This window comes from Methanomicrobia archaeon (assembly GCA_011049045.1).
Taxonomy (GTDB): domain Archaea; phylum Halobacteriota; class Syntropharchaeia; order Alkanophagales; family Methanospirareceae; genus JACGMN01.
In genome coordinates this window covers 45,166-69,284 of sequence record DSCO01000022.1, presented here as the reverse complement: position 1 = coordinate 69,284, position 24,119 = coordinate 45,166, and the positions used below count along the sequence as shown (strand labels likewise).

The 24,119-nt window shown below is 52.7% G+C and carries 35 protein-coding genes and 1 tRNA gene; 3 read left to right on the top strand and 33 right to left on the bottom strand.

What is annotated here, in order from left to right; translation table 11 throughout:
- Positions 1-281 precede the first annotated feature (281 nt).
- The 6 genes from ENN68_02275 to ENN68_02250 form a co-directional block, all read right to left on the bottom strand.
- On the bottom strand, positions 282-518 hold the full coding sequence (locus ENN68_02275) for a UPF0175 family protein (GenBank protein ID HDS44917.1): 237 nt from the start codon (positions 516-518) through the stop codon (positions 282-284).
- Positions 519-606: 88 nt separating this feature from the next.
- A complete protein-coding gene (locus tag ENN68_02270; GenBank protein HDS44916.1) occupies positions 607-1,521 on the bottom strand; it encodes a Gfo/Idh/MocA family oxidoreductase in 915 nt (304 codons plus the stop codon).
- Positions 1,522-1,643: 122 nt separating this feature from the next.
- The gene (locus ENN68_02265; GenBank protein ID HDS44915.1) at positions 1,644-2,030 is read right to left on the bottom strand and encodes a hypothetical protein; all 387 of its coding nucleotides are present in this window, start codon (positions 2,028-2,030) and stop codon (positions 1,644-1,646) included.
- A complete protein-coding gene (locus ENN68_02260; protein ID HDS44914.1) occupies positions 1,850-2,260 on the bottom strand; it encodes an NAD-dependent epimerase/dehydratase family protein in 411 nt (136 codons plus the stop codon). Before ENN68_02260 ends, ENN68_02265 begins: the two co-directional genes overlap by 181 nt.
- A gap of 79 nt (positions 2,261-2,339) precedes the next feature.
- A complete protein-coding gene (locus tag ENN68_02255; GenBank protein HDS44913.1) occupies positions 2,340-2,732 on the bottom strand; it encodes a hypothetical protein in 393 nt (130 codons plus the stop codon).
- A 490-nt stretch (positions 2,733-3,222) separates the two neighbouring features.
- Positions 3,223-3,720, bottom strand: coding sequence for a site-specific integrase (locus ENN68_02250; protein ID HDS44912.1), 498 nt, complete (start codon positions 3,718-3,720; stop codon positions 3,223-3,225).
- Positions 3,721-4,968: 1,248 nt separating this feature from the next.
- On the opposite strand from ENN68_02250, the gene ENN68_02245 reads away from it, so the two are divergent.
- On the top strand, positions 4,969-5,301 hold the full coding sequence (locus ENN68_02245; GenBank protein HDS44911.1) for a hypothetical protein: 333 nt from the start codon (positions 4,969-4,971) through the stop codon (positions 5,299-5,301).
- A 316-nt stretch (positions 5,302-5,617) separates the two neighbouring features.
- Here the strand turns inward: ENN68_02245 and ENN68_02240 are convergent, their stop codons facing one another.
- The 6 genes from ENN68_02240 to ENN68_02215 form a co-directional block, all read right to left on the bottom strand.
- A complete protein-coding gene (locus tag ENN68_02240; protein ID HDS44910.1) occupies positions 5,618-5,806 on the bottom strand; it encodes a hypothetical protein in 189 nt (62 codons plus the stop codon).
- A gap of 183 nt (positions 5,807-5,989) precedes the next feature.
- The gene (locus ENN68_02235) at positions 5,990-6,172 is read right to left on the bottom strand and encodes a hypothetical protein (protein ID HDS44909.1); all 183 of its coding nucleotides are present in this window, start codon (positions 6,170-6,172) and stop codon (positions 5,990-5,992) included.
- 364 nt (positions 6,173-6,536) lie between these two features.
- Positions 6,537-7,004, bottom strand: a complete 468-nt coding sequence (locus ENN68_02230) for a hypothetical protein (GenBank protein HDS44908.1) — start codon at positions 7,002-7,004, stop codon at positions 6,537-6,539.
- Positions 7,005-7,180: 176 nt separating this feature from the next.
- Entirely contained in the window at positions 7,181-7,654 is a 474-nt protein-coding gene (locus ENN68_02225) for a hypothetical protein (GenBank protein HDS44907.1), read from the bottom strand.
- Positions 7,644-7,823 (bottom strand): hypothetical protein, encoded by a 180-nt coding sequence (locus tag ENN68_02220; protein ID HDS44906.1) that lies wholly within the window; start codon positions 7,821-7,823, stop codon positions 7,644-7,646. Before ENN68_02220 ends, ENN68_02225 begins: the two co-directional genes overlap by 11 nt.
- Positions 7,824-7,994: 171 nt before the next feature.
- The gene (locus ENN68_02215) at positions 7,995-8,312 is read right to left on the bottom strand and encodes a hypothetical protein (GenBank protein ID HDS44905.1); all 318 of its coding nucleotides are present in this window, start codon (positions 8,310-8,312) and stop codon (positions 7,995-7,997) included.
- A 596-nt stretch (positions 8,313-8,908) separates the two neighbouring features.
- Here ENN68_02215 and ENN68_02210 point away from each other — a divergent pair.
- Positions 8,909-9,172: a C2H2-type zinc finger protein gene (locus tag ENN68_02210; protein ID HDS44904.1), complete on the top strand. Its 264-nt coding sequence runs from the start codon at positions 8,909-8,911 to the stop codon at positions 9,170-9,172.
- Between the two features lie 80 nt (positions 9,173-9,252).
- Here the strand turns inward: ENN68_02210 and ENN68_02205 are convergent, their stop codons facing one another.
- The 17 genes from ENN68_02205 to ENN68_02125 form a co-directional block, all read right to left on the bottom strand.
- Complete coding sequence (locus ENN68_02205) at positions 9,253-11,481, bottom strand: hypothetical protein (protein HDS44903.1); 2,229 nt, start codon at positions 11,479-11,481, stop codon at positions 9,253-9,255.
- Positions 11,478-11,756, bottom strand: coding sequence for a hypothetical protein (locus ENN68_02200; protein HDS44902.1), 279 nt, complete (start codon positions 11,754-11,756; stop codon positions 11,478-11,480). The genes ENN68_02205 and ENN68_02200 overlap by 4 nt, the downstream gene beginning before the upstream one ends.
- A gap of 1 nt (position 11,757) precedes the next feature.
- A complete protein-coding gene (locus ENN68_02195; protein ID HDS44901.1) occupies positions 11,758-12,549 on the bottom strand; it encodes a hypothetical protein in 792 nt (263 codons plus the stop codon).
- A gap of 77 nt (positions 12,550-12,626) precedes the next feature.
- On the bottom strand, positions 12,627-12,932 hold the full coding sequence (locus ENN68_02190; protein ID HDS44900.1) for an ArsR family transcriptional regulator: 306 nt from the start codon (positions 12,930-12,932) through the stop codon (positions 12,627-12,629).
- Positions 12,933-13,186: 254 nt separating this feature from the next.
- Complete coding sequence (locus tag ENN68_02185; protein HDS44899.1) at positions 13,187-14,119, bottom strand: prenyltransferase; 933 nt, start codon at positions 14,117-14,119, stop codon at positions 13,187-13,189.
- Positions 14,120-14,406: 287 nt separating this feature from the next.
- Positions 14,407-14,901 (bottom strand): DUF1670 domain-containing protein, encoded by a 495-nt coding sequence (locus ENN68_02180; GenBank protein HDS44898.1) that lies wholly within the window; start codon positions 14,899-14,901, stop codon positions 14,407-14,409.
- 86 nt (positions 14,902-14,987) lie between these two features.
- Positions 14,988-15,455 (bottom strand): DUF2628 domain-containing protein, encoded by a 468-nt coding sequence (locus ENN68_02175; GenBank protein ID HDS44897.1) that lies wholly within the window; start codon positions 15,453-15,455, stop codon positions 14,988-14,990.
- Between the two features lie 10 nt (positions 15,456-15,465).
- The gene (locus ENN68_02170; GenBank protein HDS44896.1) at positions 15,466-15,774 is read right to left on the bottom strand and encodes a hypothetical protein; all 309 of its coding nucleotides are present in this window, start codon (positions 15,772-15,774) and stop codon (positions 15,466-15,468) included.
- Between the two features lie 117 nt (positions 15,775-15,891).
- The gene (locus ENN68_02165; GenBank protein HDS44895.1) at positions 15,892-16,269 is read right to left on the bottom strand and encodes a DUF523 domain-containing protein; all 378 of its coding nucleotides are present in this window, start codon (positions 16,267-16,269) and stop codon (positions 15,892-15,894) included.
- A gap of 151 nt (positions 16,270-16,420) precedes the next feature.
- Positions 16,421-16,645: a hypothetical protein gene (locus ENN68_02160; GenBank protein HDS44894.1), complete on the bottom strand. Its 225-nt coding sequence runs from the start codon at positions 16,643-16,645 to the stop codon at positions 16,421-16,423.
- Between the two features lie 92 nt (positions 16,646-16,737).
- Positions 16,738-17,334 (bottom strand): ArsR family transcriptional regulator, encoded by a 597-nt coding sequence (locus ENN68_02155; protein ID HDS44893.1) that lies wholly within the window; start codon positions 17,332-17,334, stop codon positions 16,738-16,740.
- Between the two features lie 79 nt (positions 17,335-17,413).
- A complete protein-coding gene (locus ENN68_02150) occupies positions 17,414-17,629 on the bottom strand; it encodes a hypothetical protein (protein HDS44892.1) in 216 nt (71 codons plus the stop codon).
- Positions 17,623-18,858 (bottom strand): ArsR family transcriptional regulator, encoded by a 1,236-nt coding sequence (locus tag ENN68_02145; protein ID HDS44891.1) that lies wholly within the window; start codon positions 18,856-18,858, stop codon positions 17,623-17,625. Before ENN68_02145 ends, ENN68_02150 begins: the two co-directional genes overlap by 7 nt.
- A 64-nt stretch (positions 18,859-18,922) precedes the next feature.
- A complete protein-coding gene (locus ENN68_02140) occupies positions 18,923-19,234 on the bottom strand; it encodes a hypothetical protein (protein ID HDS44890.1) in 312 nt (103 codons plus the stop codon).
- 5 nt (positions 19,235-19,239) lie between these two features.
- A complete protein-coding gene (locus tag ENN68_02135) occupies positions 19,240-19,587 on the bottom strand; it encodes a hypothetical protein (GenBank protein HDS44889.1) in 348 nt (115 codons plus the stop codon).
- Between the two features lie 158 nt (positions 19,588-19,745).
- Complete coding sequence (locus ENN68_02130; GenBank protein HDS44888.1) at positions 19,746-20,036, bottom strand: hypothetical protein; 291 nt, start codon at positions 20,034-20,036, stop codon at positions 19,746-19,748.
- Positions 20,033-20,305, bottom strand: coding sequence for a hypothetical protein (locus tag ENN68_02125; GenBank protein ID HDS44887.1), 273 nt, complete (start codon positions 20,303-20,305; stop codon positions 20,033-20,035). The genes ENN68_02130 and ENN68_02125 overlap by 4 nt, the downstream gene beginning before the upstream one ends.
- Before the next feature lie 200 nt (positions 20,306-20,505).
- Between ENN68_02125 and ENN68_02120 the strand changes: the two genes are divergently transcribed.
- Positions 20,506-20,868, top strand: a complete 363-nt coding sequence (locus tag ENN68_02120; GenBank protein HDS44886.1) for a hypothetical protein — start codon at positions 20,506-20,508, stop codon at positions 20,866-20,868.
- 54 nt (positions 20,869-20,922) lie between these two features.
- Here ENN68_02120 and ENN68_02115 read toward each other — a convergent pair.
- From ENN68_02115 to ENN68_02100, 4 genes are all read right to left on the bottom strand, one after another.
- Positions 20,923-20,997: transfer RNA gene (locus ENN68_02115), tRNA-Glu, on the bottom strand.
- Positions 20,998-21,125: 128 nt separating this feature from the next.
- Positions 21,126-22,844 carry an ABC transporter ATP-binding protein gene (locus ENN68_02110; GenBank protein HDS44885.1) on the bottom strand — a complete coding sequence of 573 codons (1,719 nt, stop codon included), beginning with the start codon at positions 22,842-22,844 and terminating at the stop codon, positions 21,126-21,128.
- A gap of 113 nt (positions 22,845-22,957) precedes the next feature.
- On the bottom strand, positions 22,958-23,257 hold the full coding sequence (locus tag ENN68_02105; protein HDS44884.1) for a hypothetical protein: 300 nt from the start codon (positions 23,255-23,257) through the stop codon (positions 22,958-22,960).
- A gap of 275 nt (positions 23,258-23,532) precedes the next feature.
- The gene (locus ENN68_02100) at positions 23,533-24,096 is read right to left on the bottom strand and encodes an aldolase (protein HDS44883.1); all 564 of its coding nucleotides are present in this window, start codon (positions 24,094-24,096) and stop codon (positions 23,533-23,535) included.
- Between the last annotated feature and the right edge of the window lie 23 nt (positions 24,097-24,119).

Sequence of the window (24,119 nt, the reverse complement as noted above, 5' to 3'; positions counted from 1 at the left end):
TTAATGATGGTGCCCGTGTTTCTCTTTCGGTAGTCCGGACAATCCGGATTCAAACATATCTGGTCTTTTGAATTTGCTCCTGCCATGGAGTAAATTATTAGATCAGGCGTATATAAAAGTCACTGTTTGCAGGACATCACGGAAATTTTGTACTCTCAAAAAATGCACGCTCTTTTATGAATAGCTCGTCTCTAATCTTCTTCGTTATTAATACTTCCGTGAACAGCTTCTCTAAAAGCTGAAGCACTTCGCTTTTCTTTACAATAATCAGCGGTGAAGCGTCAGAAACTATCTGCATGTTTCAGCTCTTGTTCGAGCTCTGCCACATCCCAGTTGATCACGCTGACACCCCGCTCACTCAGCAGCTTCATGAAATCTTCAACACAAAAACCACCTAAATCCGCGGCCTGTTTGAGCGTCAATCGGCCCTCGCGGTAAAGCTCAACTGCCAACGCGAGCACTACTTCTTCCGTACGCAGCTCCTCGGGGACTCGTATCTCCACTTCTTTAAGTTTCATCACGTACTAATAAATCTCTTCGCGCTGATGCTTGTTAAAGGTTACGCTCAAGCATTGCGGTCCTGCATCTGATACCGCCTCACCCGAATCAGCCATGCAGTCCCCACTTGATATCTTCCAGGAGCGCCTGCTCGGCCGTCACCGAAAATGCTCCCCCGTCTTTCGCGCACCGCACAAACGTCTTCAGCTCCTCTTTCAGCGGTTCCACCTTGCTCACGAGCACCTTCTCGATGATGTTCTCCTGCACGTAGCGCGAATTGACCTCGCTGTACTTCTGCGGTTTGCGATAGATGAAGACCTCCTGGTTCATGAAATCGCCCTCAACCGAGAAATCCTCGTCCTCTACATAGATGCTCCGCGTCTTCTTACACGCTATCCGGCTCGCGGATAGCGACACTGCGCAGTCTCCAAATCGAGCGATTACGGTGCACAGATCCTCATCCCAGACCGAATCCAGATGGTACGATGAATAACCATCCATGAAATAGTTCCATACGAGATCGATGTCATGAATCATCAGGTCCGTCACGACGTCCGCATCCGTGATGCGTGTGGATGCAGGATTGAGCCGTTTGATCTCGATATACCGGGGACGGTTGATGAGCTGCTTGATCTCCTTCACAATAGGGTTGAACCGCTCGATGTGCCCTACACCCACCACCACGACGTCGTGATCCTGTATCGCTTGTACGAGCTGCGCGGCCTCTTCACTGGTAGAACAAATCGGCTTCTCGATCAGGCAGTGGATGCCCATTCCAACCGCCTGCCGGGCCAGCTCAAAGTGATATTTCGTTGGCGCGCAGATGCTCACCATGTCCACCGTATCCAGCAGGGAGGTGATAGAATCACTCACCTCCACGCCTTCGCCGTACTGCTCGCTCATGCGCCGCGCTGCAGCGCCATCAACATCATAGAGGTAAACGTCATCCACGTCCTTGAGCTCGGTATACACACGCACGTGGTTCCGGCCCATCGTGCCCACACCAATCACACCAACGTCCATGTTCTTGTTACCTGCTAGCTAACCTCGTTTATTGGGGTGCACCCCATTTTTATTACTTAGCTTGAAATTTGTTCCGCGAAGCCGATTGATCTAGTTTCCTTAAAGGTAGAATGGGCAACGTTCTATAGTCTCCCGCAACCCGTCTTCGAGCTTGGTTTTCGGTGCCCAGCCCAACAATTCCTTCGCACTGGTGATGTCCGGAACGAGCCCATCAAATGGGGTTCAGACGCTGGTTCCGACACCCTGAAGATCCTCGAGCTCGATGAGGTCAAACCGGTTATCATCTTCGCCACCTCTGCCAGCTGTATCGCCTCGTCGCTTCCGAGATTCAATACGGTACCGCCGCCGTCATCCATAGCGAGGAATTGTAAGATGCCCTCGACCATATCAGAAACGAAGCACAAACTGCCTGGTTGTGCACCATCGCCGGCCAGCTGTAGAGATTGCTTGCGTAGAGATTGCTCGATAAACGTAGCCACGGAACCAGCATAGATGCTATCAGCCTGCATCCGTGGCCCGAAAACTTAAAATTGTCGTAATCAAAGAGATGAAAGATATTTGATTTAGAGCCCGTGGAGAAATTATCGAAACAGTGAACAGTGGCCTTAACATTCACCAGCGCTTCACAGATCCAGGACCCCAAAAAGCCCGCTCCTCCCACTACCGCTACGGTTCGTCCTTTATAATCGTGCTCGATCCGCTTTTCTAGATTAAACGTGAGGCGTTCTGCAGCTTTCATTACTGGACAAAAATAAATTCATCACTGCACATTCGACTACTTCACGTAGAGAGCTTGCGTGCTCGTTCTCTCAATTTCGCTAGGTCCCTCTACGCATGGCGCCAAGCCAGAAGATAAAATCAGGGTCCTTCAGCCATTGTGGTAATGACGATGCCCAGATAACTGTACCGCACCGTTGCTGCAACTCAACTGCTTTTGCGAAGCCGCGTTTGAAGATCTTCATGCCCCGGGTCTCCAGCAACTTCTCAAACAGCTCATTCAGTTTCTGCACGAGCCAGGATTGCACAATCGTTCGACCTACTTCGATCTCTTGCCGCCGCCCGTTGATCTCGACCCGCCGCCGTATCGGCTTCGTATAGGCTAACGCGACACGATACAACGCCTTCTCATTACTATTAAGCACTCGCCAATTCCCCCGGATGCGCCCTTTCCGGAGCTTGTCCCGCAGCATCTTATATGTTACTATCGTCATTTGATCTGTTCCCTGACCCATTCAGTAGCTAGCAAGAAATTGACGAGCTTGCAGGTGCATGCGCGTGTCGTTGTGCCTTTTCCTTCACACAGCCACGAAGAGAATGATTGTACAGCCTCTATAAATAACTTGATGGTGCGATAATAATGGATAAGATAAAGAGATTCTAGTTTATCGTGGCCTCATTGCTCGCCTTTAAGTATATTGCTCGGTAATACGAATTCACACGAAAGAGCTGGTAGTACAAGTCCTGTATCTGGTTAGCTGAGCGGTTATTTTGGATTTTCGCTTATGCTTGCATTAAAATCTGTTGATATCGAATGACGAAAATCACGATGATATATGCTGGTAGCAACTCTGGGTATATCCAAGTCCAAGGCGCGCCTCTTCTTCCGAACCGCTTTCACAAAGAGTAGGTTGACGTTCTGCAGCAGCCAATCCTACACGTAGAAGTTGACCTGATCCATCGCTTCCCGAAGATCCACCTGCGCTAGTCGAAGATAGATCGTGGTGCGCAGTATAGACATGACCGAGCAGCTCCTTCAATGCACCCCAAAGTATGAGTCTGTTTCAAAAAGTTCAGTGCGAATCCGTGCCTGAATAGGTGGGGATGGATCCCTGCTTCGCGGTTCTGCTCTACCCCTGCAAGATCGGCATATCGCTTCACCAACTGGTAAGCTCGCCTTGTAGTGAAGGGGAATATGCGCTCGCTCGATTCTATTTGTGCATCGAAAATATACGAGTAGAGATCAGCGCGTAGGCTGTCGGGTAGCGGGATGTACCGTTCGCGTTTGCCATCTTTGAGCTTACCCTTCTTCCCGCGTTTTCCTTTCAATGTCGGTTTCGCCTTGCCATAGATCCGCAAGCTACCTTCCTTTATGTCAGTGGATGTAATCGCCGTTGCCTCGCTCACGCGCACACCGGTCATCCACAGCAGCTTCAAAAACAATTCATCTCTGCGGTTCCGCATTCGTGCCGTATTGATCATGGCGATAGCTTCATCTGGTGTAAGATAATCAGGTACATTCTCGTCAAAAACCCGGGTGAGACTCCGCTTGTCGAGAAGCTCGATGGCCGAAGACTAACTGTTAGCTTTGAGTGTGTAATAGCTTTTGGCGTTACGGATCTGCTGGGGGGGGCGTGCGGATGCTATCAAAGGATGCACTGGACATGACTTAGACGAGTGGCGGCGTAATATTTATGAAACCACGCGCCCACATTTGACCGGGATTTGGAGGAATTAGATGTTCCCGAGAGGCTGCTTCAACTATTCTCTACTTCTTATGCCTTATCGGCGAACGCCCTGCGTGAGCGGCAGGCGATGCGCAACCCCCTTGACATGCCCTTCTCATCAAGTTATAAAGGTACCAACCAAGGTAAGAAAGGACCTGATGTAATTCATCTTTTCCCGTTTGGAGCGGGAAACCTTCCGGGTTGTTTCCTTGGGCATTGGGTTACCTCCCCGTTATCTAAATTTTCCCATCATTAAACTGCTTGTGCTCAATACTTCGTTAACATTCTCTATAAAAGTTTCGGCAAATGTTAGTACGTGCCGACGGATATATTGACGGCGCGGCGCCGCCGTGTACAATTGGGCGGGCTGTGTTACTATGCGTGCATGCGTGCAAAGACGAACCGCCTTAGCGCCTTCGCGGGCAAGCGACCCGCGGTATTGTTGAGGGCTGTGTTCAGGATACAAACGTTAGGTTTCTTCTCTTTTTTTCTTCACACGTGAAGCGCGCAGTGGTGGCTGAGCTGCACGCGCGGATGCCTTACCGCAAGCAGCGAACGCCGCACGGTGTTATGCGTTCGCCATGCCGTTTTTCACGAGCAGCGCGAGCCTTGAGCGCAGCTTCGGAGCGTGCACCCCGGCGGGCCGTTGCAGACCGCGAACTCGCCGGCGAGCGCGTCGTGTGCGACCGCGTAGACGATGTTGTGCGCGAGCTCTGCCACACGGAGGCGAGAGCGGAGCATCGCTAGGCACCGCGAATGCCACATGATGCGGCGCAAGAGTGGGCGGGATTTACGCCACCTGCACATCGCTCCGAACAGTACAGCACACTGACTATACCGTTTTTACAGGTGGTGAGGGAACATAGAAATTTGAGAGCATGCCGCTACATGCATCTTTTATATCCGTAAAAGTTTTGGTGACGCCAAACTTGGATAACGTTTTTATTTGACTCCTACCTATCTACAACGTAGTGGATAAAATCCAAAAAGGGAGGTGGTAAAGATGGCAAAGTTTCTAACAATTTGGGAAATAGATACGACCAGAATGTCTGAGAGTCCTGAAGAGCAAATCCGTAGTCAGACGATGATGGTGAACATGGTCAAAGAGGACTTAAAGCGGGGGATAACTCTGGATTGGGGAATGTTTGCTGGTGGCGAACTCGGCGGTTACGCCATCTGTGAAGGGACTGAACAAGAGATCACTCTGGAGAATTGGAAGTACTTACCATACATAAAGTTTAAGACATACCCGATTCTGTCAGTAAACCAGGTAGCGGGAATAATACCCCATGTTCTGGCTGGGCGGGATATGGAATACGAACGAAAAAACGATTGAAGATCTCTCTGAGCGATTTTTTGGGGGGCATTCATTGACGGGCCGGATGCGCTAGCTGGGGTGATTGCGCCCCCGTATTATGCACACATAATCAAATGTGTCACGTGCGCAGTAAGCTGTTTAAACACTCGGTACTGTGCAGCACTACATCAGCCCTTCGTTAATGAGTATAAGATATATATGAAGTAGTGGATGACGGTGGTATGAAAATAAAATGTAAGAAAAATGTAGTTAACATAAAATGAATAGGTGATTTAATAAGTAATAACTATATACCCATTCGTCAAATGTTTACGAATTTGTTACCATTATTTGTTCATCTGCGTGCTTCTCGTACCTTAATTGCCTGTTCGTAATCTCCACCTGTTTCAAGCTCTGTTATTAGTTCCCAGATCCCCAAATGTGCCACCATTCTTTTGCTCCCTCGGTATGTTTCTCTTACCTGCCTTGCCTGTTCGTAATCTCCACCTGTTTCAAGTTCCGTAATTAGCTTCCTCAGTTTCATTTCCCTGATGACTCTTTAAAAAAGTATAATACTCTTATTAATTATTCACATGAATGCTGTTAATACTGCCACTATGTCTTCGGATAGACTCAAAGAGTAAGCGCTCATAATTTGGGACACCACAACGGTGTCCCGTATCGCGCTTCTATACCTAGAACTAGGCTAGGGATTAGATATTACACGCTAGGTCTCTGCTTTTGAAAAGTCTTCAAGTCCGTCATTGAGTTTGAAAATCAGACCGTATTTCCACAATACACGGTTTAACTTTGATGGTTCTATTTTCAACCCCCAACAAGTTGACAGTCCCGTATCTATACAGGTTATTAAAGATTTTTCCACCATCTTATCAATCGCTTTTATTTCCATCTTTTTTTCCTCTCTTATTTATTAGAAAGCATTTTGTACTTAAATACCTATGTTTTGGCGATTGAAAAAATACAGTAAACAAATAAACCCGCTATTAAATCGCAAAGTCAAACGGGCGATCAGGAATCAATCTGGGGTGTGCGGTGGCTCTTACAAATTGTGAATAAAGATTGTGAGAAAGCGAACTACGGGGGAAGAAACAGTGAAGTGGAAGGACGAAGCGATAAAGCGGAGGAAATGAAGCGGCGGGTGGCGGAAATGCGCGCCGGTGGGCATGGCAGAGACAGACAGCAGTGCCGCGCGCGGAACAGACTCAAAGCGTGCGATGGAATAACGGGTAGTGTTAGCGCGACAGCGAGAGGGGCTATCGCGCACGCGGAATAAGCACCTGCCTTTGCGCCTTCTCATTCGCAAGAATCAGCGCGATAGCGCCGGCGAGCGCATCAGGCCCGTCGTCATGCGCTGCAAGCGGGTAGGGGATCAGCTGCTCCACGAGCTCGGGATAATCACGGTTCCAGGTATCGAGGAAGAGCAGCTGCCCGTTGGAATAATAGGGCTCGATCGCCTGTATGCGGGCGACCTTCGGCGTGCTATGCCAGACGAGTTTGTGGGGCACGGTGACCTTAGCCGCCTGTTGCCGTTCACGCAGCACGAGCTCGAAGTTGCCAGAAGGATTGCGAACGCACGGGCGCGGGGAGTGCGGCGAGATGGGCGGCGTCGCCAATGCCACCAAATTTCCGGCAAATTTCGCGCGCGCTGCCTTTCTGCGCTTGCGGTCGATCGCGGAGCCGGTTCCAGCTTGCGGCGCAAGCCTGCACTGTACTTTCTTCACTTACTTGATTAGCACCCTTTCCAATTCTCCTCTCAGATACCTCTTAAAGGCTTCAGAATCCATAACTGCAAAAGGAGCGGCTCCAAGATCTTGTATGAGTTTTGAGGTTATCCCTTGCGCATTTAACGTGTTTAACTCCTTCTCGATCTTCTCTGCACGCTCGCAGATGGTCATCTTTAGAAACCTCGCTTTCGCGCCTCGATGAACAACGTCACCGAGAAGCGCTCGATCAGGGTCGCCTTGGTGGTCTCTGTGAGCCCGCCACCGTTCGCGAGCTCGTCCTCGACGATTGTGCGTGCTGCGCGCGCGCATTCTCGCATTATGCTCGCTAAGTCCGCTATTTCGCGCTCGCGGTCCGCCACCACGAGGTCCGTCTTCGGCTCAGCCGCGGGCTCAGCATCCGCATCGATGAGCGTAGTTGTTACCTGGCGCTGCGTGCCTTCGCTCAGTTCCCGATGGTTCCGCCCTTTGAGCTCATTCTCAAGCTCTTCGAGCTCCTCGATATATTCGGATACCTGGGCGCGGCTCAAACGCTCGAAGGAGGATACGTTCTTCTCTTTCTTCCAGTCCTTCGGATCGTTGTGGGTCGCGTAAATGACAGCGTACAGGCGCTTTATCTGCGCTTTCGTTGCAAGATCTTCAGCAGCCATCTTCGGCATCCTCCTGTTTTTCCATTCTGTCGATCCAGGCGTTTAACTCGGCCTCGAAGATCAAGGCCTGTCCGATGAGTTCGCCACGCATCTCGTCGGCTTTATTTACCCTCAGCACGTATTCACGAACTGAGGGGTCCAGGGTGGGGAAATGTTCTCGGGTTTTCATTTCATTCCTCCTGTGATCCCTCCAGGATTCGATCCCGGTTGCAGGCCTATGCCAGGGATCATAAATCATATTACACACCTCCACAGGTCCTCACTCCCCCCAGGAGCTCTTCCAGAATCATTAACCTCCGACGGTCCCACCGTCGGATTCTCCACCGTCGCAGGACCTTTTTCACATCCATAACTCCAAACCCCCTTTCATTCTCTTCACAACCTTCACTTCCCACAACCATCCACCTTTATTACATCCAAACTTCTCACACCACCTCCACCATTCATCCACACTTCTCAACCCACTCAACCCCACAAACTCCTTTAACTCCTCCTTACTCTCAATCCACCTTACACATCTCTTCTCACAAACTCCCACATCTTCAACTATCACTTCACTACACTTTCCAATACCACCCCACTTTCTCACACTAAAAACCACACCTTCCCTCACCAAACACTCCTTCACTTTCCTTACTACAAACTTCATTCTTCTCATTTTTTCTTCTCCTCTTCTTTCTTCTTCTTCGCCGCCTTATCCGCCTCCTCCACCCCCCTTCTTCTTCCCCTCTAATTTTTTTGTTTTACCGAGAGCACGAGAGCGGAGTCTCTCGTCCTAAATTCAACGGGAAGAGTGAAGGTTTCTCCTTCGCTCGATCAAACGGATTGAACATGCCCTGCTCAAATCAAAGCAAGAGCTGGTCGGGCGACCGCTAAAGATGTTTCTGCCCTTCGGAGCACGTACCACAGGCAGAAACTTCTTAGGGGTAAAATCTCGGATTTTAGAACGACCAGCTCTTGCGGCTCAGTGTTCCCCTTTTGCAATCGGCATTTTTCTTCACAGTAGCAGCGAGGTTAGCGCCTGTGAACCCACCCCATGAGGATTAGCACGGGCACCACGCCCATGAGGCCCATAACGATCGTGCACTCATGCTGTTAGGTTGGGGCGAACGAAGTGAGTAAGGGAACTGTTAAGGTGCACATAACACGGGATGCAATATGCATCTCTTACTTAACTCTCCCGTGTGGTTACAGACATCGATGTGAGATAAATGTCAATAATATTTATATAGCCTTGACTTATGTAGTGCTATTATGGCAGAATATAAATGCAAATATTGTGGTGAGAAGTTTGGAACACCCCTGGAATTAGCACGGCATGTGAGGATGAATCACAAGCGAGCAACGAAGCGAGCAAAGAAAGCAGCTGAGAAGGTAGCACCTGCAGCGCAGATCACTAAGACCATTGAGGCAATCGGCGTGTTGAAGGGTTTGCAGGTATCACCGAACCTGAGTACAGAGGAGAAGAAGCTACTGGGCGACGTAGCGAAGACCTTTGAGGGGCTCGTCGCAAAGTAAAGGAAACTCAAGGTTAAAGATCCTGAACTCAGTTCTTCAGATGTGACTACTGAGCTTGTCGTTTCTTCAGAGCTTGCGAGTTAGATCGGAAGCGTCAATTGTCTTGTAGGTTTAATGATCTCTGCCAGTTTGCGCTCCGTATAGCCAAACGGTGAGAGGATGCTTTCGGCTGCCCTGAGCAAATGCCGGACGTAGCGCTTCTTATCATACTGTTCCGTGCCGTCAACCAGCGCCCAGGCCTTTACCTTCTTCGCGATGCGCGCTGAGCCGGCATCAGTCACGATGTACTGTATCCGCTCGCCCGGGTGCACGGCACGTCCACGCCGCTTCAACTGGAGCAGGCAGGCGGCGCTGTTGGTCAGGTGCGAATAGAACTCGAGCTCGCGTGAGACCACGGGCGTAAAGACCAGCTCCTCCAACGCGCACTCGCCGTTCACGATGCGATCAGCGTACCTCCGGAGCACCCCGATCACGTCAGGCATGAGCTCGTACAGCGCCGCGACGTTATCAGCTCGGGCCATCACCTTCAGCAGATCCAGTTGCGCGTTCCTGATCAGTTGCGGCGTATCGCTACGCCTCAGCTCCAGGCCGCGGATCTTCATCGTGCCGTCCGCGAAGAGCCCGTAATAGCGGTTCAGCGCGCCCGTGCTCTGGGACTTCCGGGCCAGAAAGACGACCCAGCGGTACACGCCTTCGAGCTCCAGCGGCATGCCCGTTTCGTGCTCGATCGCTTGCCGCAATAGCTCGTGGTCGCGTGCATTCTGCGCGGCGCCCTTCAACCAGAGCGAATCGATGATCCCGTGGAGCACCTCGTAGCCGCGCTCTTCGGCGATCTGCGCAGTCTGGAGCAAAAGCTCTCTGCCGTACGCATTGATCGCTTCGTGGCATTCGATCCGTCCGAACCGTGCATTTCTGTAACCGGTATAGCCGAAACAGGTAACGAGGATCCATTTCAGCACGTTCTTGCGTGCCTCATAGATCGCCCAGTTATCCTGCCATTTTTTCGCTTTCACGCGTCGCTTGTATTCACTCCTGCGCGCGATCAGCGGCTCCAGGACGCGCGGGATCAGCCCCACCCGCTGCTCGCAGATCGGGTAATCAATGATCGGGACGCGGTGGCTGCTATCCGGGCAGCACGAGCAGAGCACGGTCTCAGGCGAGATGTTATGCTTGACCATGATGCTTGGATAGAGCGAGGTGAAGTCGATCTCCACCACGTCTTCATGGACGCCCACGCGGGGATCGTAAATCATGCCGCCGCGATCAGCGAGGAAGAGCGTTTGCGCGTCTTTAAACGCCTCGGGCACGTTCTTCTTCCAGCGGATGAGGACGTTCTCCTGCGACGCTTCTGCGATCTGCATCGCGGTGATCACCGTGCCGGGTGTCACACGGGATACCGATTGCAGCGGAATCCGGGATAATCGTGCGAGCTCGATCAGGCCGGGAAGGCCACCCTCGCGGAAGAGGAACGAGCTGCTCTGATCGATGTGTATCCGGCCGTTGAAGCGGCATTTCGGTGGCCGGTAGATCACGCGCCCGTAGCTGAAATAGGACTTCGGCTGCCCCACCGGCCGAAGGTCGCGTCCGCGGCCGAGGCAGAAGTCATCGAGTTCGTTGACCCGTGCACGCTCCATGAGGTACGGGATGAGGAACGCGTCGCCGTTAGGGGTGTAAATGATGTCCGGATCCCTAGCAGTGATGGCTTCAATGAGTCCGCTGAGCAAATCCCGCTCAGTGCGACCCGCTACCGGCTGGCCGTCCAGCAAGAGCTCAGATATTGGACATGCAGCCATGTGCTGCGTGCTTGTAGCGTTGACCTTGCCCTCCAGGCTGACGCTTCGGAGCTCTGGTACCGGATAATCAATCGCGGTGAGATCTTCGAGCAGCTCGAACTCTGATTGTTTCTTGAGTCCGATCTGCGCCATCGGGACGATGCCCTTCTCCAGCATAAACGCCGTGGGGATGCTGAGATCCACGTTGAAGAGCTCGTAGAGCGAGTAATCACCCATCTCGTCGATCTCGCGCGCGAGCTTCATAAGCATCCGGTACTCCGCGAGCGTGATTCGCAATACCTCCTGCGCAGGCTCGCCCGGCCACAGACGTTTCTCCTCGTACCCCCATGCATTGACGAACGGCTCGTCCTCGAAGGTCTCTTCCAGCACCTGCAAGTTCGCCGGCGCCGCGTGCACATAAAGCGAGGGTAAGAAGGGGCATTCCACCGCTTCGACCAAACCGCTCTCCTGCTTCAGCCAGAGCATGATCGAGTTCTGCTCATAATCCGCACCGACATCGAGTACCCAGCCGTTCACTGCTCTTGCTCCTCCTTCTGCTGCTGCTCAAGCTCCGCGACCTTCGCTCTGAGCGCCTCGAGCTCGCGTTCCAGCTCCACCAGAATAGACATGAAGAGCGATTCGCTGGGGTCAACGCGTGCGTCGTAGCTGGCCGCACTGGCATGTGTGCGCGCTTTCGCCATCAGGCGATCGAACGCTTCCCGATCCTCTTTCCGCAGCGCTTTCCGAAACCGTTCCCAGTCGGCGATCAACTCCTCCAGCACCGTCCGATAGGTGCGGACCGTCCTACCCATCTCACGTACCACCGCCTATGAACTCATCCAGGGTCGTTTGATAGATCGAAAGCGGCACGTAGTCCATGATGATATCGCGCGTGTGCTGGTGCAGCCTGACGCCCTTCCTCCTGCGTTCTACGCTGATCCGGTCTTCCGGGAGCTTCGCGAGGATCTCATCGAACGCCAGCGCGCGCGATGAAGGCGTTCGTCGCCGCTTCGTGACCACGGTGATCAGCGCTCGATCGTGAGTGCTCGTTTCGATGCGCGCAACGCATCGGCTCAACATGGCGAGTGCCTCCTTCTCTGCCACCGCCCGATCCAGGAAGAGATCTGTAATGCGAGCAACGATCAGCAGGCCTAGCTCTGCCTGATCGAGCACCGCTTCGAGCCGATCAGAGATGATGGTGTCCAGTTGATACGCGGTGAACGCCCGTGCAACCAGGATCTGCTGTAGCACCTGAGCTGGTTTTACCCCTGACCGTTTGGCGAGCGTCGCAATGAGGTAAGGATCAATGGAATTACCGCCGTCCACGTACACGACCGATTTTTCCAAGTGCGTGACCGCATTGATGGCGAGCAGCGAGAGCGCCTCGGAGATGAGGGGATGGTTGCCCTCAATCAGGCTCACGGTGCCCGCTTTGAAGCCGCCCAAGATCGGATCGAGCCGCGGCAGACCGGTGGATATGCGTGCTCTTGACTGTGCTGCCCCGCTGCGTCCGCGATGCGCGGGCGGCTTCGCTTCCTCGGAATGTGAGCTCACTGAAGGCACGGTAAACAGCCCCTGCGGTGCGCGCAATACGTACGGCACCATATAAGTACGAATAGGATCGAGATGAACTTAAACTCGGAAGCTAGCTGGCTCCGCCCCCAGACGAAGGCAATTAGATCCTACTCCAGATCCTTTTTCAACGCCGCTTTCACTTCCGCGACCTTGTCAGTAAGCGTACACACCCTTAGTGCCTTTCCCCTCAATTTTTTCTCTTCCGAGACTCCGTACTTGCTCGTTATGAATCCAGAGTCCTCCAGGATCCGTAAATGGTAGGTAATGTGCCGCCTTTCAATACCCATCGCGAGGGCAATTGCATTTACGTGCAGCGGCTTATCGGCAAGCAATTTGACGATTCGGTAACGTATGGGATGAATGAGGACGTAAAAGTCTTCTGAAAGCTTACCTTCTGACGGTTCTCTTTCCATATTTCTGCCCCAATCACATTAGTAACTTTACGGTATATAGAACGCACACAGATGAACCTTAGCTACCCGGATGCTCAAGTCGAGACAGTTCGGACCCGGCTGCGAGCGGCTGGCGGTTGCAGGAGATCGCCCTGTGCGGCCAGCTGGGCTTGATCTGCATCTTTGAGAGGGAAGAAAGCTGAATATAAGATTTCATTGAGCGCGAGATTCTCAGCAAGATCGCTGTCGACCACTCCGTCTCCTAGTTCAGAATTTTATCTTAATAAGAACGCTAGTAATGGTAAGAGTCCAAACAGAAGCATTTGTAAATCCGCATATTTCATAATATCCGTCATGTGGCGATCATAATCAGCTTTTTTAATCATTGTGATTACTGCGCGTTCTTGAATCACTGCATTGGGGACAACAATAAGAATCAGCAGTCCAAGTGGATATTTAATGAGTTCAACATACCAGAGCGCTAAACCAGCAATAACGGCAAGCGCAATGAACCCGGACGCGAGTAGTGCCGTCAATCGTGGTCCAATGATGACGGGAACGGTCTTTCGGGAGATCTCAGCATCGGATCGGTAATCAGGAAGATCAGCCAAAATCGCTGCAGCAAGTGTAGCGAAAAAGAGCGGGGTGCCCAAGAGCCAGGGCAATGAGCTCGTCCACATTCCGGTCTGAAGTACGAACCCGGCAAGCACAATCGCGGGGCCGTGCATCAAACTATTGACAAGTTCGCCGAGACCGCGATAGCTGAATTTAAGCGGTGGCGCGGAATATCCCCAGCCAAAGAAGATACCAATAAATACCAATGCGAGAACGGAAGTTGCCGAGACTTCCGTTGCTAACTGGATGAGCACATAGGCACAAACGGGGATTGCACAGAGTATGAGGACGAAACCCGCCTTTACCTCAGAAAATCCGAGTTTACCCTCTACCAGCACGCCTGAACCCGCATTGAACGCGCCTCGGTTCTTATTGAGACAATCGGAGGGGTAATCCACGTACTCATTGAGGATCACCGCATTCAGCATAATCAATATGAGCCCCAGACCGCCGAGCGCATAGACCGCCCCATCAAATTGCTGATAGGTCGCGTGCGCCGCGGCCGCACCCATGCTATAGGCGATAAAGGCCAGGGAATAGAGGGGGAGTCGAGTGAGCCTGAACCACGCAATCGCTTTTTCCTTGAGGGTCATGGTAGGTTGCGGTTTGGCAGGTGCGTTGGCGGTCTGTATCAGACCACGTAGAGATGAGGTTCGGACGATATTTAAATGTACCGGATCCGCAAGCAGCTCTGTGAGCTGTACATAATAGTGAAAAAGACATCATTGGCGAACATCTCCTGGATATTATCTCACCGGCGATGAACTGGTACTCGCGCTGGATGAGGTCTATGAGCACACCTTTCAAGGAGTTCGCCACCTTCGCTTCGATCATCGCGGGAACGTTCATGGAGACCACCTCCCTGAGGTGCCTGAGACCCCTAGCTCCCGGGGGTCGCCGATCGTCGCCTTTTTTTGAAGATCGCTCTCAGGTGCTCTAACCGCTCACGGTACTCGTGACCTGAATACTGCTCAATAAGCTCCTGGTACTCTCGAATTATCCTGTCCGATAGCCCGGTTACGATCCTGAGCTCTGCCGCTGAGTACTCTTCCTCGGTAAGAACCAGGACCCGGGCGAAGTCTTTCACGTACCGCATTATCGCTTCGCCACTGTGCTTGGTCTTCCGCTCTAGCTCCGTGTATTCATCGCCTTTGAGGTAAAGCTCCAGTATGCGTTTCTTGTGACTCACCCCGGGACCGATGTCCTTCCAGCTGCCTCTCGTTGGCACGACGTGGCCATGAGTCTCCAGGTCCTTGATATGCCGCGCAACAGTTTTCGTGCTCTCGTTCAAGAGGATCGCTAGGTCTGCCTGCGTCAGTAAGGCTCCTTGACCGAATGCCTCGCCAGTGAGCCGGAGAATCCTGCGATCCAACAGGTCATGCTGTGTCTTGCACGAGCCTTTTTTAGCACTTCCTCAACGCTCAAAGCATTACTCTTATCAATAATTTTGTGGCTTTCATTCTATATAAAAAATAGGATGCCTTCAAAAACTATAAAAATAACGGGAGCAATTAAGGAGGTCCCTCCGCGTTTAGCTAATTCTGATGTAGCCAATTCACCGGTACTTGTGCTTTTAAAATCAATAATCTTCTTGTCTGCGTGTTTGTGATACAAGTAGTTCGCATAGACGGCAACAATAGCCCAATATAATATTTTTACACCTTTCACAAAGTTAGCCATATCTTCATCTTCGATTTGTAAATATATTGAGGATACAACAACTATTAAACCAAGAAAAATAAAAAGGATCAAAGCAAAAATATACATCTTCCTATAAGCAAACCATAATTCTCTGAAGATAAAAGCACCCCAATTCCAAGACCACTTACTTTGCCGAACATCCATAGCTGACCATTTTTTGGTATAATAATCGGCTTTTTTTCCAATAAAAGCCCTGTATTCCTCTTCACCTATCCCATTCTCATTCATTTCCGTCTTTTCAAAACGAAGAATGCCACGCCGAATACTCCTGCGATGGCGAGTAGTGCTTTAAATCCCGGTATTGGAGACTCAGCTTCTTACCTGTAAAATAATTTATTACCATCGCAGCTGCAGCAGGACCACAATTTGTTGTAGTGCTTTCTGGAAGATAGCCATCATTTTGATTAAGATACCACTGTTTGTTAGATCTTGGTTCAGGATAATATGGCGAAAATGGGACTTCGCCTGCGCTCACAACGCCAACGAGCAAACTCCCAAGAACCATCAAAACCGCCACCACACCCCACACCTTCATCCCTTTCTTCATCGATGATGCAGTCAGCTTCCTTGCCTTTTTAACTCCACCCCCATCTCAACAAAAGAGAATACTATTTCCATTTATAAAAGGTTGTGTACTTCTGGTAAGTACCTCTTTAGCAGGTACTTATCTTTCCTGCACGATCCCGTAGCCGCGACCACATGCCGGGCTATCCTTGAGTAGCCACGCCCGCTTTATGCCGTACCGCTCCACGATCTCAAGTACGATCTCGGTGCCTCGTTCGTACTGCTCGGTGACGTCCGCACCGTCCTTCGCTCGCACCCGTCCGCTGCTTATGACTTCCGCCGCTGGTCTCGGTGTAGTAAGCCCCCCAAGCTGCTCCGGACAAAGTGGAAGCAGTCGATACCGCTTTTCGAGCCTAGCGATAAGGGATGGGCGCCCGATCCGGTGCCCCATAACTTCCCGCTTGCCATGAAATCTGCATGGTACCCCCAACAAACAGAGCGATACAAGTACGTATTCAGCTTTTTCTTCGCTCATCATGCTAATCTCCTTTACCTAAAAATAGGTATAAGTAGCCTACAAATTGCCTATTTTGATCGGGATTTCATGTATATGATCGCCATAAACATTAAAACCGCTTCGATATATCCTATACCAAATAGCACCTCGTAACACCTTTTTTTATCGCTCTTCATATCTGAGCGCGGAACAGGGGAAGCGGATAGCTTCTTTTTACCTCCACCACCTTATCGGTCACCCGGTACACCCGCAGCGCCGTGACTCTCTGCTCTGGCTCTTGCAGAAGGAAGATACCGTACTCGCTCTTCACGAATCCGCGCTCTTGCAACGTAGAGAGATGGTACGCGACGAGCATCCTCTTTTCATCTAAGGCACGGCTCAGAGCATCGATAGGCATCGGCCGCTCCGCAAGCAGCTCTGTGAGTTGTACATAAAAAGGAGGAAGATTAAACCGAATAAGACCTTAAAACCTTTTAAGGTGGTTTGCCCCTATTCATTTTGCACATGTAGGTGCAAAACGAGATAGGCGGTGATGAGTACATGAAAAAGATACTGGTTATATTTTTGACTGCAATAGTTGTGGCAACCATCCTTTCTCCGGGTGTAATTGCTAGTGAAACACGAGGTCCCGCACCCAATGCTGGTGATGGCGTGCAAGATGGTCCTGGCTGGGATGGTGGTTGGGTAAATGAAGACAAACCTGGAGAACCCAGAGGTCCCGCACCCAATGCTGGTGATGGCGTCCCGGATGGATCTGGCTTTTAAATTTTGTCTCCTTTTTCTTTTCACCTTCACCTCCACCACCTTATCGGTCACCCTGTACACCCTCAGTGCCGTTACGATTTGCTCTAGCTCTTGTAAAAGGAAGATACCGTACTCGCTCTTCACGAATCCGTGCTCTTGCAAGGTATCAAGATGATAGGCGACGAGCCCCCTCTTTTCATCTAACGCTCTGCTTAGCGCATCGATGTGCATCGGCCTTTTCGCGAGCAGCTCCACGATCCGGTGCCTTACAGGATGTGTGAAGATGTGAGCGTCTTCCAGAAGCTTACCTTCATCGGTTTTCTTACCATATTCATGCCCCAATCACGAGAACAGTTTGAATACTATATAAAACTTGCACATGCAAACCGCAACCTTCGGAATGGGCGTGGTAGCGGAATGTTTAATCGTCACGCGGGGCGAGTATTGTGGTGCGATGCTTGATCATCACCTGCATGAGCTCTTTGCCTGAGATGCGGTAAACGACGAAGCGCGCGCCTGTGTCGTCAACGACCGTTCTGACGCGCCGTGCCTTCTTCTGTATCTCGGGCCAGCACGCTTCGTGGTTTGCGTTTCGCATCATGCGAATGGTTTTACGACGCGGGATGATCACTACCACTTCTTCTTCTTCACCTCGCGCGTCTGCATCCGCTCAGCCTGCGATGCGCGCGCGTCGCGTTGCGTGACCTCGAGCTTTGCGAGCAGCTGGTTCATCTCCCGCACACCCTGCCCGAGCTCCCGAACCGCCTGGATGTGATTGGTGATATTCTCCGCGAAGAGGACCTGGTTCTGCGTGACGCCCGCGATCGCGGTGACGAGCACGTCCGTGGTCACCGGGCACGCTTTCAGTGAGTTGAAGAAGTTCTGCACCTTCGCGTTGTCCGAGTCCGCGGTGCGCGGGTGCACCGTCTCCGCCTCGTGCAGGTTGAACGAGTTATCAATCACAAACCACAACTTGCCAGCGTCCGGCTCGCGCACCTGCAGTCGCTTGCCCTCGTGGTCGTACTGCTCTGCGAGTGCGTTCTGCACGAGCGCATAGTGCTGCCTTGACACCTTGAACCGGTATTCTTTCCCGAGTTTGAACGTGAAGTCCGCATGGAGTGTTCGTTCGAGTTTCTTCACGACTGCGATGAATGAGAAGAGCGCATGATGCTTCGCGTCTTTCGCCGTTGCCGCGAAGAACGAACTCTTCTCGTAGATGACGATCGAGCTGGTAGTCAGCCAGACCTTCCGGCCGCCCACCCAGATGCGTTGCCCGCCACCTGCGATCCTGAGCGGCTGGTATGCGATCCCGTGCCTCTTGAGATATTCTTCACGCCGCCGGTTGTTCCAGTTCAGCAGTCCCGGCGGCACCTTCAGTACGAACACAAATGCGTGCCCGCGGACGGAATCAGGCATCTCCGAAAATTTTAACTTGTGGGTCTTGTCGAGAGTGACTTGGGTTGTTTTCGTACTTCTTTTCTGGGGGTTAATCGGGGCTGTATCGTTAACTTCCCAGCACCCGTAGCCGAGCTTTGAAATGAGCCCTGCGGCCTTGAGCTGGTTCAGATGGTACTGCAGCGCGGGCTTCGAGATGCCGAGCTCACGTGCGATCTGAGCGGGGCGTCGGCCGCGGGAGAGCTGCTGTAGCAGGGACAAGTTAAAATTTAACTTCGGGGTCTTGTGCGGAAAAAGGGGGGTCTTGTTTTTTAACTTCTTTTCTGCGATATCGAAGCTAAAGGGCCCTGGACCAATTAGAGCTGGTCTCGGGCGTTGTACTGACAACAAGTTAAAATTCAAGCTAGGGTCTGGTGAAGAGGGGTCTTGTTTTTGTACTTCTTTTTTTGCGAGTTCGAAACCGTCACTCATGGAAGCAGCAGCTAAGCTATTTTCGTTCCCACTCACCAGCCAGCCCGACTTCGTTGGGAGTCTTTCATGCTTCTTGAAGCTTGTGCTCCCATACGCAGTGCGGACATATCCATGAGAGTTCGCGCTTCTTCCACCCGAGTTCGTTTACTGCGGCCTGCTCGGATGCGCCCTTTAGTACCTGACCGCAGATTTTGCAGGTTAGCGTTCTATCTGCTTCGTCGCAAGACGCCTCCGACGCATGGTATAGACGTACATCGCTCTCGTCCTCTTCCTGCAGCATGACCGCTTGACGGTCGGCATCGAAATGACCGCCGACGGTCTTACAGACATAACAGGCCTCACGCAGCGTGAGTGCAGAATACGCTATGAGGATCATGTTACTCACTCACTCACCCCGGACCTGATCAGCCGGATATCTATATCGTCAGCGAAGCCCTCTTCGTCCAGGTACTCATCGACCAGGCGTTTGAGGTCCTCGACGATACCGTTGAACGTTACTGTTGCGACGCGAGCAGAGACTTCGATGAGGAGCTTTTTAGGAGACTCGTGCCGCGTTTGCACGCGTTGTGCGCGCTGCACGTAGTCCTGCGCGCACTCGTTGCAAATAAAAGAGGGCACGCCGCCGGAGATCCTCTTATGCGTCAGCTGCTTTGATTCGCCGCAGAGCGCGCAGCGATGACGGCGTGCCGCGATCTCGTGTTCTTCATCGGCATTGAGGGCTGTGATCACACCGCCGGTCCATGCGAACGGGAATCTGGGGCCGGACCTATTTCTCCGCGGACTTTAGAACCCTGGAGTTATGGGGGCGATAACTCAGCGGGAAGCTAAAAGAGGAGGTGAAACGAGTCCGCTTTGGAGTAGGCCCGTACCCCACCGCCGTGTTCGTGTCACTCACCGCTTTCCATATCACCGTCCGTGCCGTTCGCGTCCGCCGGCTGCACGCTCTCGGCGGTCGTCTCGTCAAGAAAGGGTAGCTGCATCTGCGGCGTGCGGAATTCGGCGCTGTACTCTTCGCCCTCGGTGAAGGGCAGCTTGTCGGGCTGCCCTCTTAGTGTGATGGCGAAAATGTCGTTCTCGAGCCTCACGGTGCGCTCTTCGGTGACCCCACCGTCTTTGGTCGTCACCGTGTCCCTGATCACCGAGCACCGCAGCGACTTTTGCACGACGATGTCTTTCATTCACCGATCAGCCCCTCCTCGATCGCAACTTCTCTGAAGAACTCTGCAACCATGCGCATCGGCTGATCCAAAAGCGAAGGATCGTCGATGAACAGTCGCCATTTCTCAACAAATTGTTTCAATTCCTGCCGCGATTCCAGACTTAGAGGTTTCTTAGACGGGGAGTGGGTGTGTTCTGGGGTAGAACGAGATATGTGCCCCTCATCTAGCTCAATTCCTACAATGCCAGGGTGTCCCATTACTTCCGTTTCTTTCGGTTTGTCTTCCATGGCAACATGCCTCCTTTTTGTTTGGGTTAGCCGAACCCCAACAGGAATTATCTAGCGCGGGGCGAGTATATAAAACTAATAGACAAATGGTGTTTGTATGGACAAATGGTATTGTTACACATGAACGAAATACTTTTTATCTGTTGAATAGCAATATTTATAAACAAAGATAAAGAATGGTATCGGTGAGGTGAAACCAAATGGTAGAAGGCGGGGAGGCGCGGGGCGGACGCGCCGAATCTAAGAGAAAAAAAGCTGGGGACATTAAGGATACGTTTTCGATCTGCCTTACTTCACGGACGAAGCAACGGCTCGATAAAGAGGTGGAAGAGGGTCTCTGGGACAGTCGCTCGCAGGCGATCAGCTATTATCTCCATCGCGGACTCGCGGCGGAAGAATACGCGCGCGAATATGCGAATCGGCAGCTGTTGTTGCTCGATGAGATAAGAAGATCCGAGGAGGAGGGATTCGATATGGTATCCGTCTTGTTGGCGCTGATGAAGAAGCCGGAATTCAGGACGCGGCTGAGGCAGGGCCTGGAAGAACATTTGAATCGCGAGTGAAATGTGCGGGTTGTGGAGCAGTCTAAAAGTGGGGGCTTTGAACCTTTGGTTAGATGCTCCGCCGGGGATTTGAACCCCGGTCAAGGGCTCGAGAGGCCCTTATGCTTGGCCGAACTACACCAGCGGAGCTGCTGCATCAATCTTCAAGAAGATAACCGTCCTGACGTTATATAAGATATAGTTCTTTTACACCTTCAGGCGGTCATCGTCTCGAGTTCGCAGGGTGCGGGATCCTGACGGGAACGCGCGGTTCTCACTCAGACCAGCTCTTTGAACCGGCGGTCGAGGAACGCATCGCAGACCTCGTTCGGATCGCCGCGCATGATCACCCGGCCTTCATCGATGAGGATCGCTTCATGCGTCAACTCGCGGATGACCTCGAGCTGGTGGCTCACCACGAGGATCGTGGTCGCGAACTCACGGTTTAAATCCTTCAACGCATTGGTCACGATCCGGAGCGATATCGGGTCAATATCGCCAAAGGGCTCATCAAGAAGCAGGATCTCGCAGTTCGAGGCCAGCAGCGACGCGATGGCAAGCCGTATCTCCTCACCCATGCTCGTCTCTGAGATGTACCGTCCAAAGATCTCGTCCGGGAGGTTCATCGCCTGCAGATACTGCTGCGCGGCTGTGAACGCCTCGGTCGCGGGCAATTTCGGGAAGAGTGCCTCCAGAATGTTCTCATCGAGTCCGATCTCCTTGAGCCGCGCCCGCGCTTCCTCCTCCGGCATATCCGCCAGTCGGAGGAGCACATCGAGTGTTACATCGCTGATCTGGTACTCCTTCGCCTTCTCCAGTGCCTCTTTGATCATCTCGAACTTCTTCAGCCCGATCCGCTGCGCGAAGAGGTCCTGCACGAGCTGATGCGGCGGCAGGGCGAACTCCTGATGGACGATGCCCAGCTTGCTCCGGGCTTCGATCGAGCGCCTCCCGTATTCCGCAATGTTCGCAAAATCGACGCGACCGATCCGTATAAGGATATGCCCCCGGTCAGGGCTCTCAAAACCGCCCAGGAGCCGCATGAATACCGTCTTCCCCATCGCCGACGGCCCTACTATACCGACGATATCGCCTCGGGGGATCTTGACGGACACATCCTGCATCTCAATGGTGCGCATGAGCGTATGGCTCGTGACCATATCGTACCGTTTCCAGACATGGTCGAGCCAGACCATGGTGTGTCGTTCATCCGCGATGGGCGCCAGGGGTTTGACGGGCTCGAGCGACTCCAGAAACTTCCTGATGATCCGTTCCGGCTCGCCATCAGCTACGATGTGGCCGTGATCCAGCATGAGCACACGATCGCAGAGATACCGGTGCACATCAGGCATATGCGAGACGAGCAATATACCCAGATTTGTCCGTTCTTTCACCCGTTTCACACTATCGAGCAGATATTTGCGCGTGAGGGGGTCGGACATCGTGCCCGGCTCGTCGAGCAGTAATAACGAAGGCTCTTTTGCCAGCTGACGCGCAAGCAACACGCGCTGCTTGTCACCGCCACTCAGGATGGTGAAGAGGTGATTCCATTTATCTCGGAGACCGACAAGATCAAGGATCTTGAACGCCTCCTGCTTCAGCTCCTCGTACTCGTCCTCGAGCGAGGGGACCTCCTCGAGACCCGTCTGCTTCGCGCGCAGCCGCTTGATCACATTATCGATCACTGAGATGTTGTAGAGTGCGAACGAGCGCTGGAGATGGAACGCGGTCTTATCTCGAAGCTTCCGGAAATCGGCGTACTCAGAATCAGGCGTTACACAGATGCCGTTCAACTCGATGAACCCCTCGTCGAATCGTTCATAACCGCGAAGCATGCGGAGCAGCGTCGTCTTGCCCGCGCCACTCCGGCCGATGATGCCCACTGTCTCGCCTTTCTTGAGCTCGAACGAGACATTGTCGAGTGCTACCAACTCCTTTTCAACATTGGATAGCGTATATCGCTTACAAAGCCCTTGAACACGTAATAATGCCCCCATCTTTCATCTATCTCCGCTTCGTACTTTACTGCTGCTTAAAGTTAGTATAACTGTTCTTGATAAAGTATTAATTAATTCATCGAATTGATCCCGGGTGCTCATGGTGCCATGATTCAGATACGGGCGGGTATGAATCTGCGGGTTCGCACGCGTGCAGGCGGCGGTGTGTACCTCGCTCCGGCTGCTCGAAGTGCCGCAGACCACTTACCGGCCACCGAAACGCCACCCGCGTTCGAATGCACGGTGAAGGCCTGGCCGCTGATCACGCACGTACCGGAAAGCAGGGCTTGAGCTTGCAGACAGAGCGCGATCATTCTTGACCGGTACGGGTCCTTCCGGCCAGCGGAGCAGGTCTTCAGAGCAGGGGCGAAGACCAGCGAGATCCGGAAGGCACTGTGCGCGGACGTGATCATCTTTCAAGCTCCTGCACGCTTCAACCAACGAGACTGCGGAGCTTTGCCGCGCTCTGGACCGATGGGATCGAGACGAGCTCACGTTCGTGCAGGAGCCCGCCGAAGCGCCCGTTACCGCGGGATCGGGATTCGCCTAGTTCCGGCCACCCGGGAAACGGAGGTACCGGTACACCAGCACCGCTGATGATGTGCGTGAATTGTCCGCGAACTAACTGCCGGGAACTGAAGCAGGTCTCTGTGCTCTTCAATAACGACGGCCGTAATTCACCGACGACCTAACCCCGGAGTCGCTTCGCCAGGTAGACCAGGTACATCACCATACAGGCGTGCTCAACCGAGCTGAGAACAACGAACGCTTCATCGACCGTGGCACCGCGTGCGAATACGCCATGACCCTGGACAATGATCCCTTTGTGATCGCGGAGCGCGTCCGAAGCGTTCCGTGCCAATTCCGCGGACCCAACACCGCCCCGCACGATCGGAATCTCATGCAGCACGTAGAGGCTCTCGGAATCATCAGGCACGAGCTGCTCGCCCGGCTCGAACAGCATCGAGATCGCGACCGCGTAATTCGAGTGCCCGTGAAGAATGGCGAGCGCAGAGGTCGTCCGGTAAATCGCACGGTGGACATTGACCTCGGTTGATGCGATAACATCGAGCTCGTCGGGTGTCGCCGGATCCACCGGGACGGTCACAATCTGCCCGTCCAGCTCGTCGAGCATGCTCCCGGTCGTGCTGATGAGCATCTGGTCGCCCACGCGTTTGCTCACGTTACCGAAATGCGCGTGCGCAAGCCCGGCTGCCACGATCTTCTTCCCGTACTTGATCAGCTCCTCCATCGCGCTTGCTTTGCTCTATGCTA

Bases quoted from the DNA above. Each gene is read 5' to 3' on its own strand.
- ENN68_02275 (HDS44917.1), bottom strand. From the start codon at position 518: ATGAAACTTAAAGAAGTGGAGATACGAGTCCCCGAGGAGCTGCGTACG.
- ENN68_02270 (HDS44916.1), bottom strand. From the start codon at position 1,521: ATGGACGTTGGTGTGATTGGTGTGGGCACGATGGGCCGGAACCACGTG.
- ENN68_02265 (HDS44915.1), bottom strand. From the start codon at position 2,030: ATGCAGGCTGATAGCATCTATGCTGGTTCCGTGGCTACGTTTATCGAG.
- ENN68_02260 (HDS44914.1), bottom strand. From the start codon at position 2,260: ATGAAAGCTGCAGAACGCCTCACGTTTAATCTAGAAAAGCGGATCGAG.
- ENN68_02255 (HDS44913.1), bottom strand. From the start codon at position 2,732: ATGACGATAGTAACATATAAGATGCTGCGGGACAAGCTCCGGAAAGGG.
- ENN68_02250 (HDS44912.1), bottom strand. From the start codon at position 3,720: ATGATCAATACGGCACGAATGCGGAACCGCAGAGATGAATTGTTTTTG.
- ENN68_02245 (HDS44911.1), top strand. From the start codon at position 4,969: ATGGCAAAGTTTCTAACAATTTGGGAAATAGATACGACCAGAATGTCT.
- ENN68_02240 (HDS44910.1), bottom strand. From the start codon at position 5,806: ATGAAACTGAGGAAGCTAATTACGGAACTTGAAACAGGTGGAGATTAC.
- ENN68_02235 (HDS44909.1), bottom strand. From the start codon at position 6,172: ATGGAAATAAAAGCGATTGATAAGATGGTGGAAAAATCTTTAATAACC.
- ENN68_02225 (HDS44907.1), bottom strand. From the start codon at position 7,654: ATGGCTGCTGAAGATCTTGCAACGAAAGCGCAGATAAAGCGCCTGTAC.
- ENN68_02220 (HDS44906.1), bottom strand. From the start codon at position 7,823: ATGAAAACCCGAGAACATTTCCCCACCCTGGACCCCTCAGTTCGTGAA.
- ENN68_02215 (HDS44905.1), bottom strand. From the start codon at position 8,312: ATGAGAAGAATGAAGTTTGTAGTAAGGAAAGTGAAGGAGTGTTTGGTG.
- ENN68_02210 (HDS44904.1), top strand. From the start codon at position 8,909: ATGGCAGAATATAAATGCAAATATTGTGGTGAGAAGTTTGGAACACCC.
- ENN68_02200 (HDS44902.1), bottom strand. From the start codon at position 11,756: ATGGGTAGGACGGTCCGCACCTATCGGACGGTGCTGGAGGAGTTGATC.
- ENN68_02195 (HDS44901.1), bottom strand. From the start codon at position 12,549: ATGGTGCCGTACGTATTGCGCGCACCGCAGGGGCTGTTTACCGTGCCT.
- ENN68_02190 (HDS44900.1), bottom strand. From the start codon at position 12,932: ATGGAAAGAGAACCGTCAGAAGGTAAGCTTTCAGAAGACTTTTACGTC.
- ENN68_02185 (HDS44899.1), bottom strand. From the start codon at position 14,119: ATGACCCTCAAGGAAAAAGCGATTGCGTGGTTCAGGCTCACTCGACTC.
- ENN68_02175 (HDS44897.1), bottom strand. From the start codon at position 15,455: ATGAATGAGAATGGGATAGGTGAAGAGGAATACAGGGCTTTTATTGGA.
- ENN68_02170 (HDS44896.1), bottom strand. From the start codon at position 15,774: ATGAAGAAAGGGATGAAGGTGTGGGGTGTGGTGGCGGTTTTGATGGTT.
- ENN68_02165 (HDS44895.1), bottom strand. From the start codon at position 16,269: ATGATGAGCGAAGAAAAAGCTGAATACGTACTTGTATCGCTCTGTTTG.
- ENN68_02160 (HDS44894.1), bottom strand. From the start codon at position 16,645: ATGCCTATCGATGCTCTGAGCCGTGCCTTAGATGAAAAGAGGATGCTC.
- ENN68_02145 (HDS44891.1), bottom strand. From the start codon at position 18,858: ATGAGTGACGGTTTCGAACTCGCAAAAAAAGAAGTACAAAAACAAGAC.
- ENN68_02140 (HDS44890.1), bottom strand. From the start codon at position 19,234: ATGATCCTCATAGCGTATTCTGCACTCACGCTGCGTGAGGCCTGTTAT.
- ENN68_02130 (HDS44888.1), bottom strand. From the start codon at position 20,036: ATGAAAGACATCGTCGTGCAAAAGTCGCTGCGGTGCTCGGTGATCAGG.
- ENN68_02125 (HDS44887.1), bottom strand. From the start codon at position 20,305: ATGGAAGACAAACCGAAAGAAACGGAAGTAATGGGACACCCTGGCATT.
- ENN68_02120 (HDS44886.1), top strand. From the start codon at position 20,506: ATGGTAGAAGGCGGGGAGGCGCGGGGCGGACGCGCCGAATCTAAGAGA.
- ENN68_02110 (HDS44885.1), bottom strand. From the start codon at position 22,844: ATGGGGGCATTATTACGTGTTCAAGGGCTTTGTAAGCGATATACGCTA.
- ENN68_02105 (HDS44884.1), bottom strand. From the start codon at position 23,257: ATGATCACGTCCGCGCACAGTGCCTTCCGGATCTCGCTGGTCTTCGCC.
- ENN68_02100 (HDS44883.1), bottom strand. From the start codon at position 24,096: ATGGAGGAGCTGATCAAGTACGGGAAGAAGATCGTGGCAGCCGGGCTT.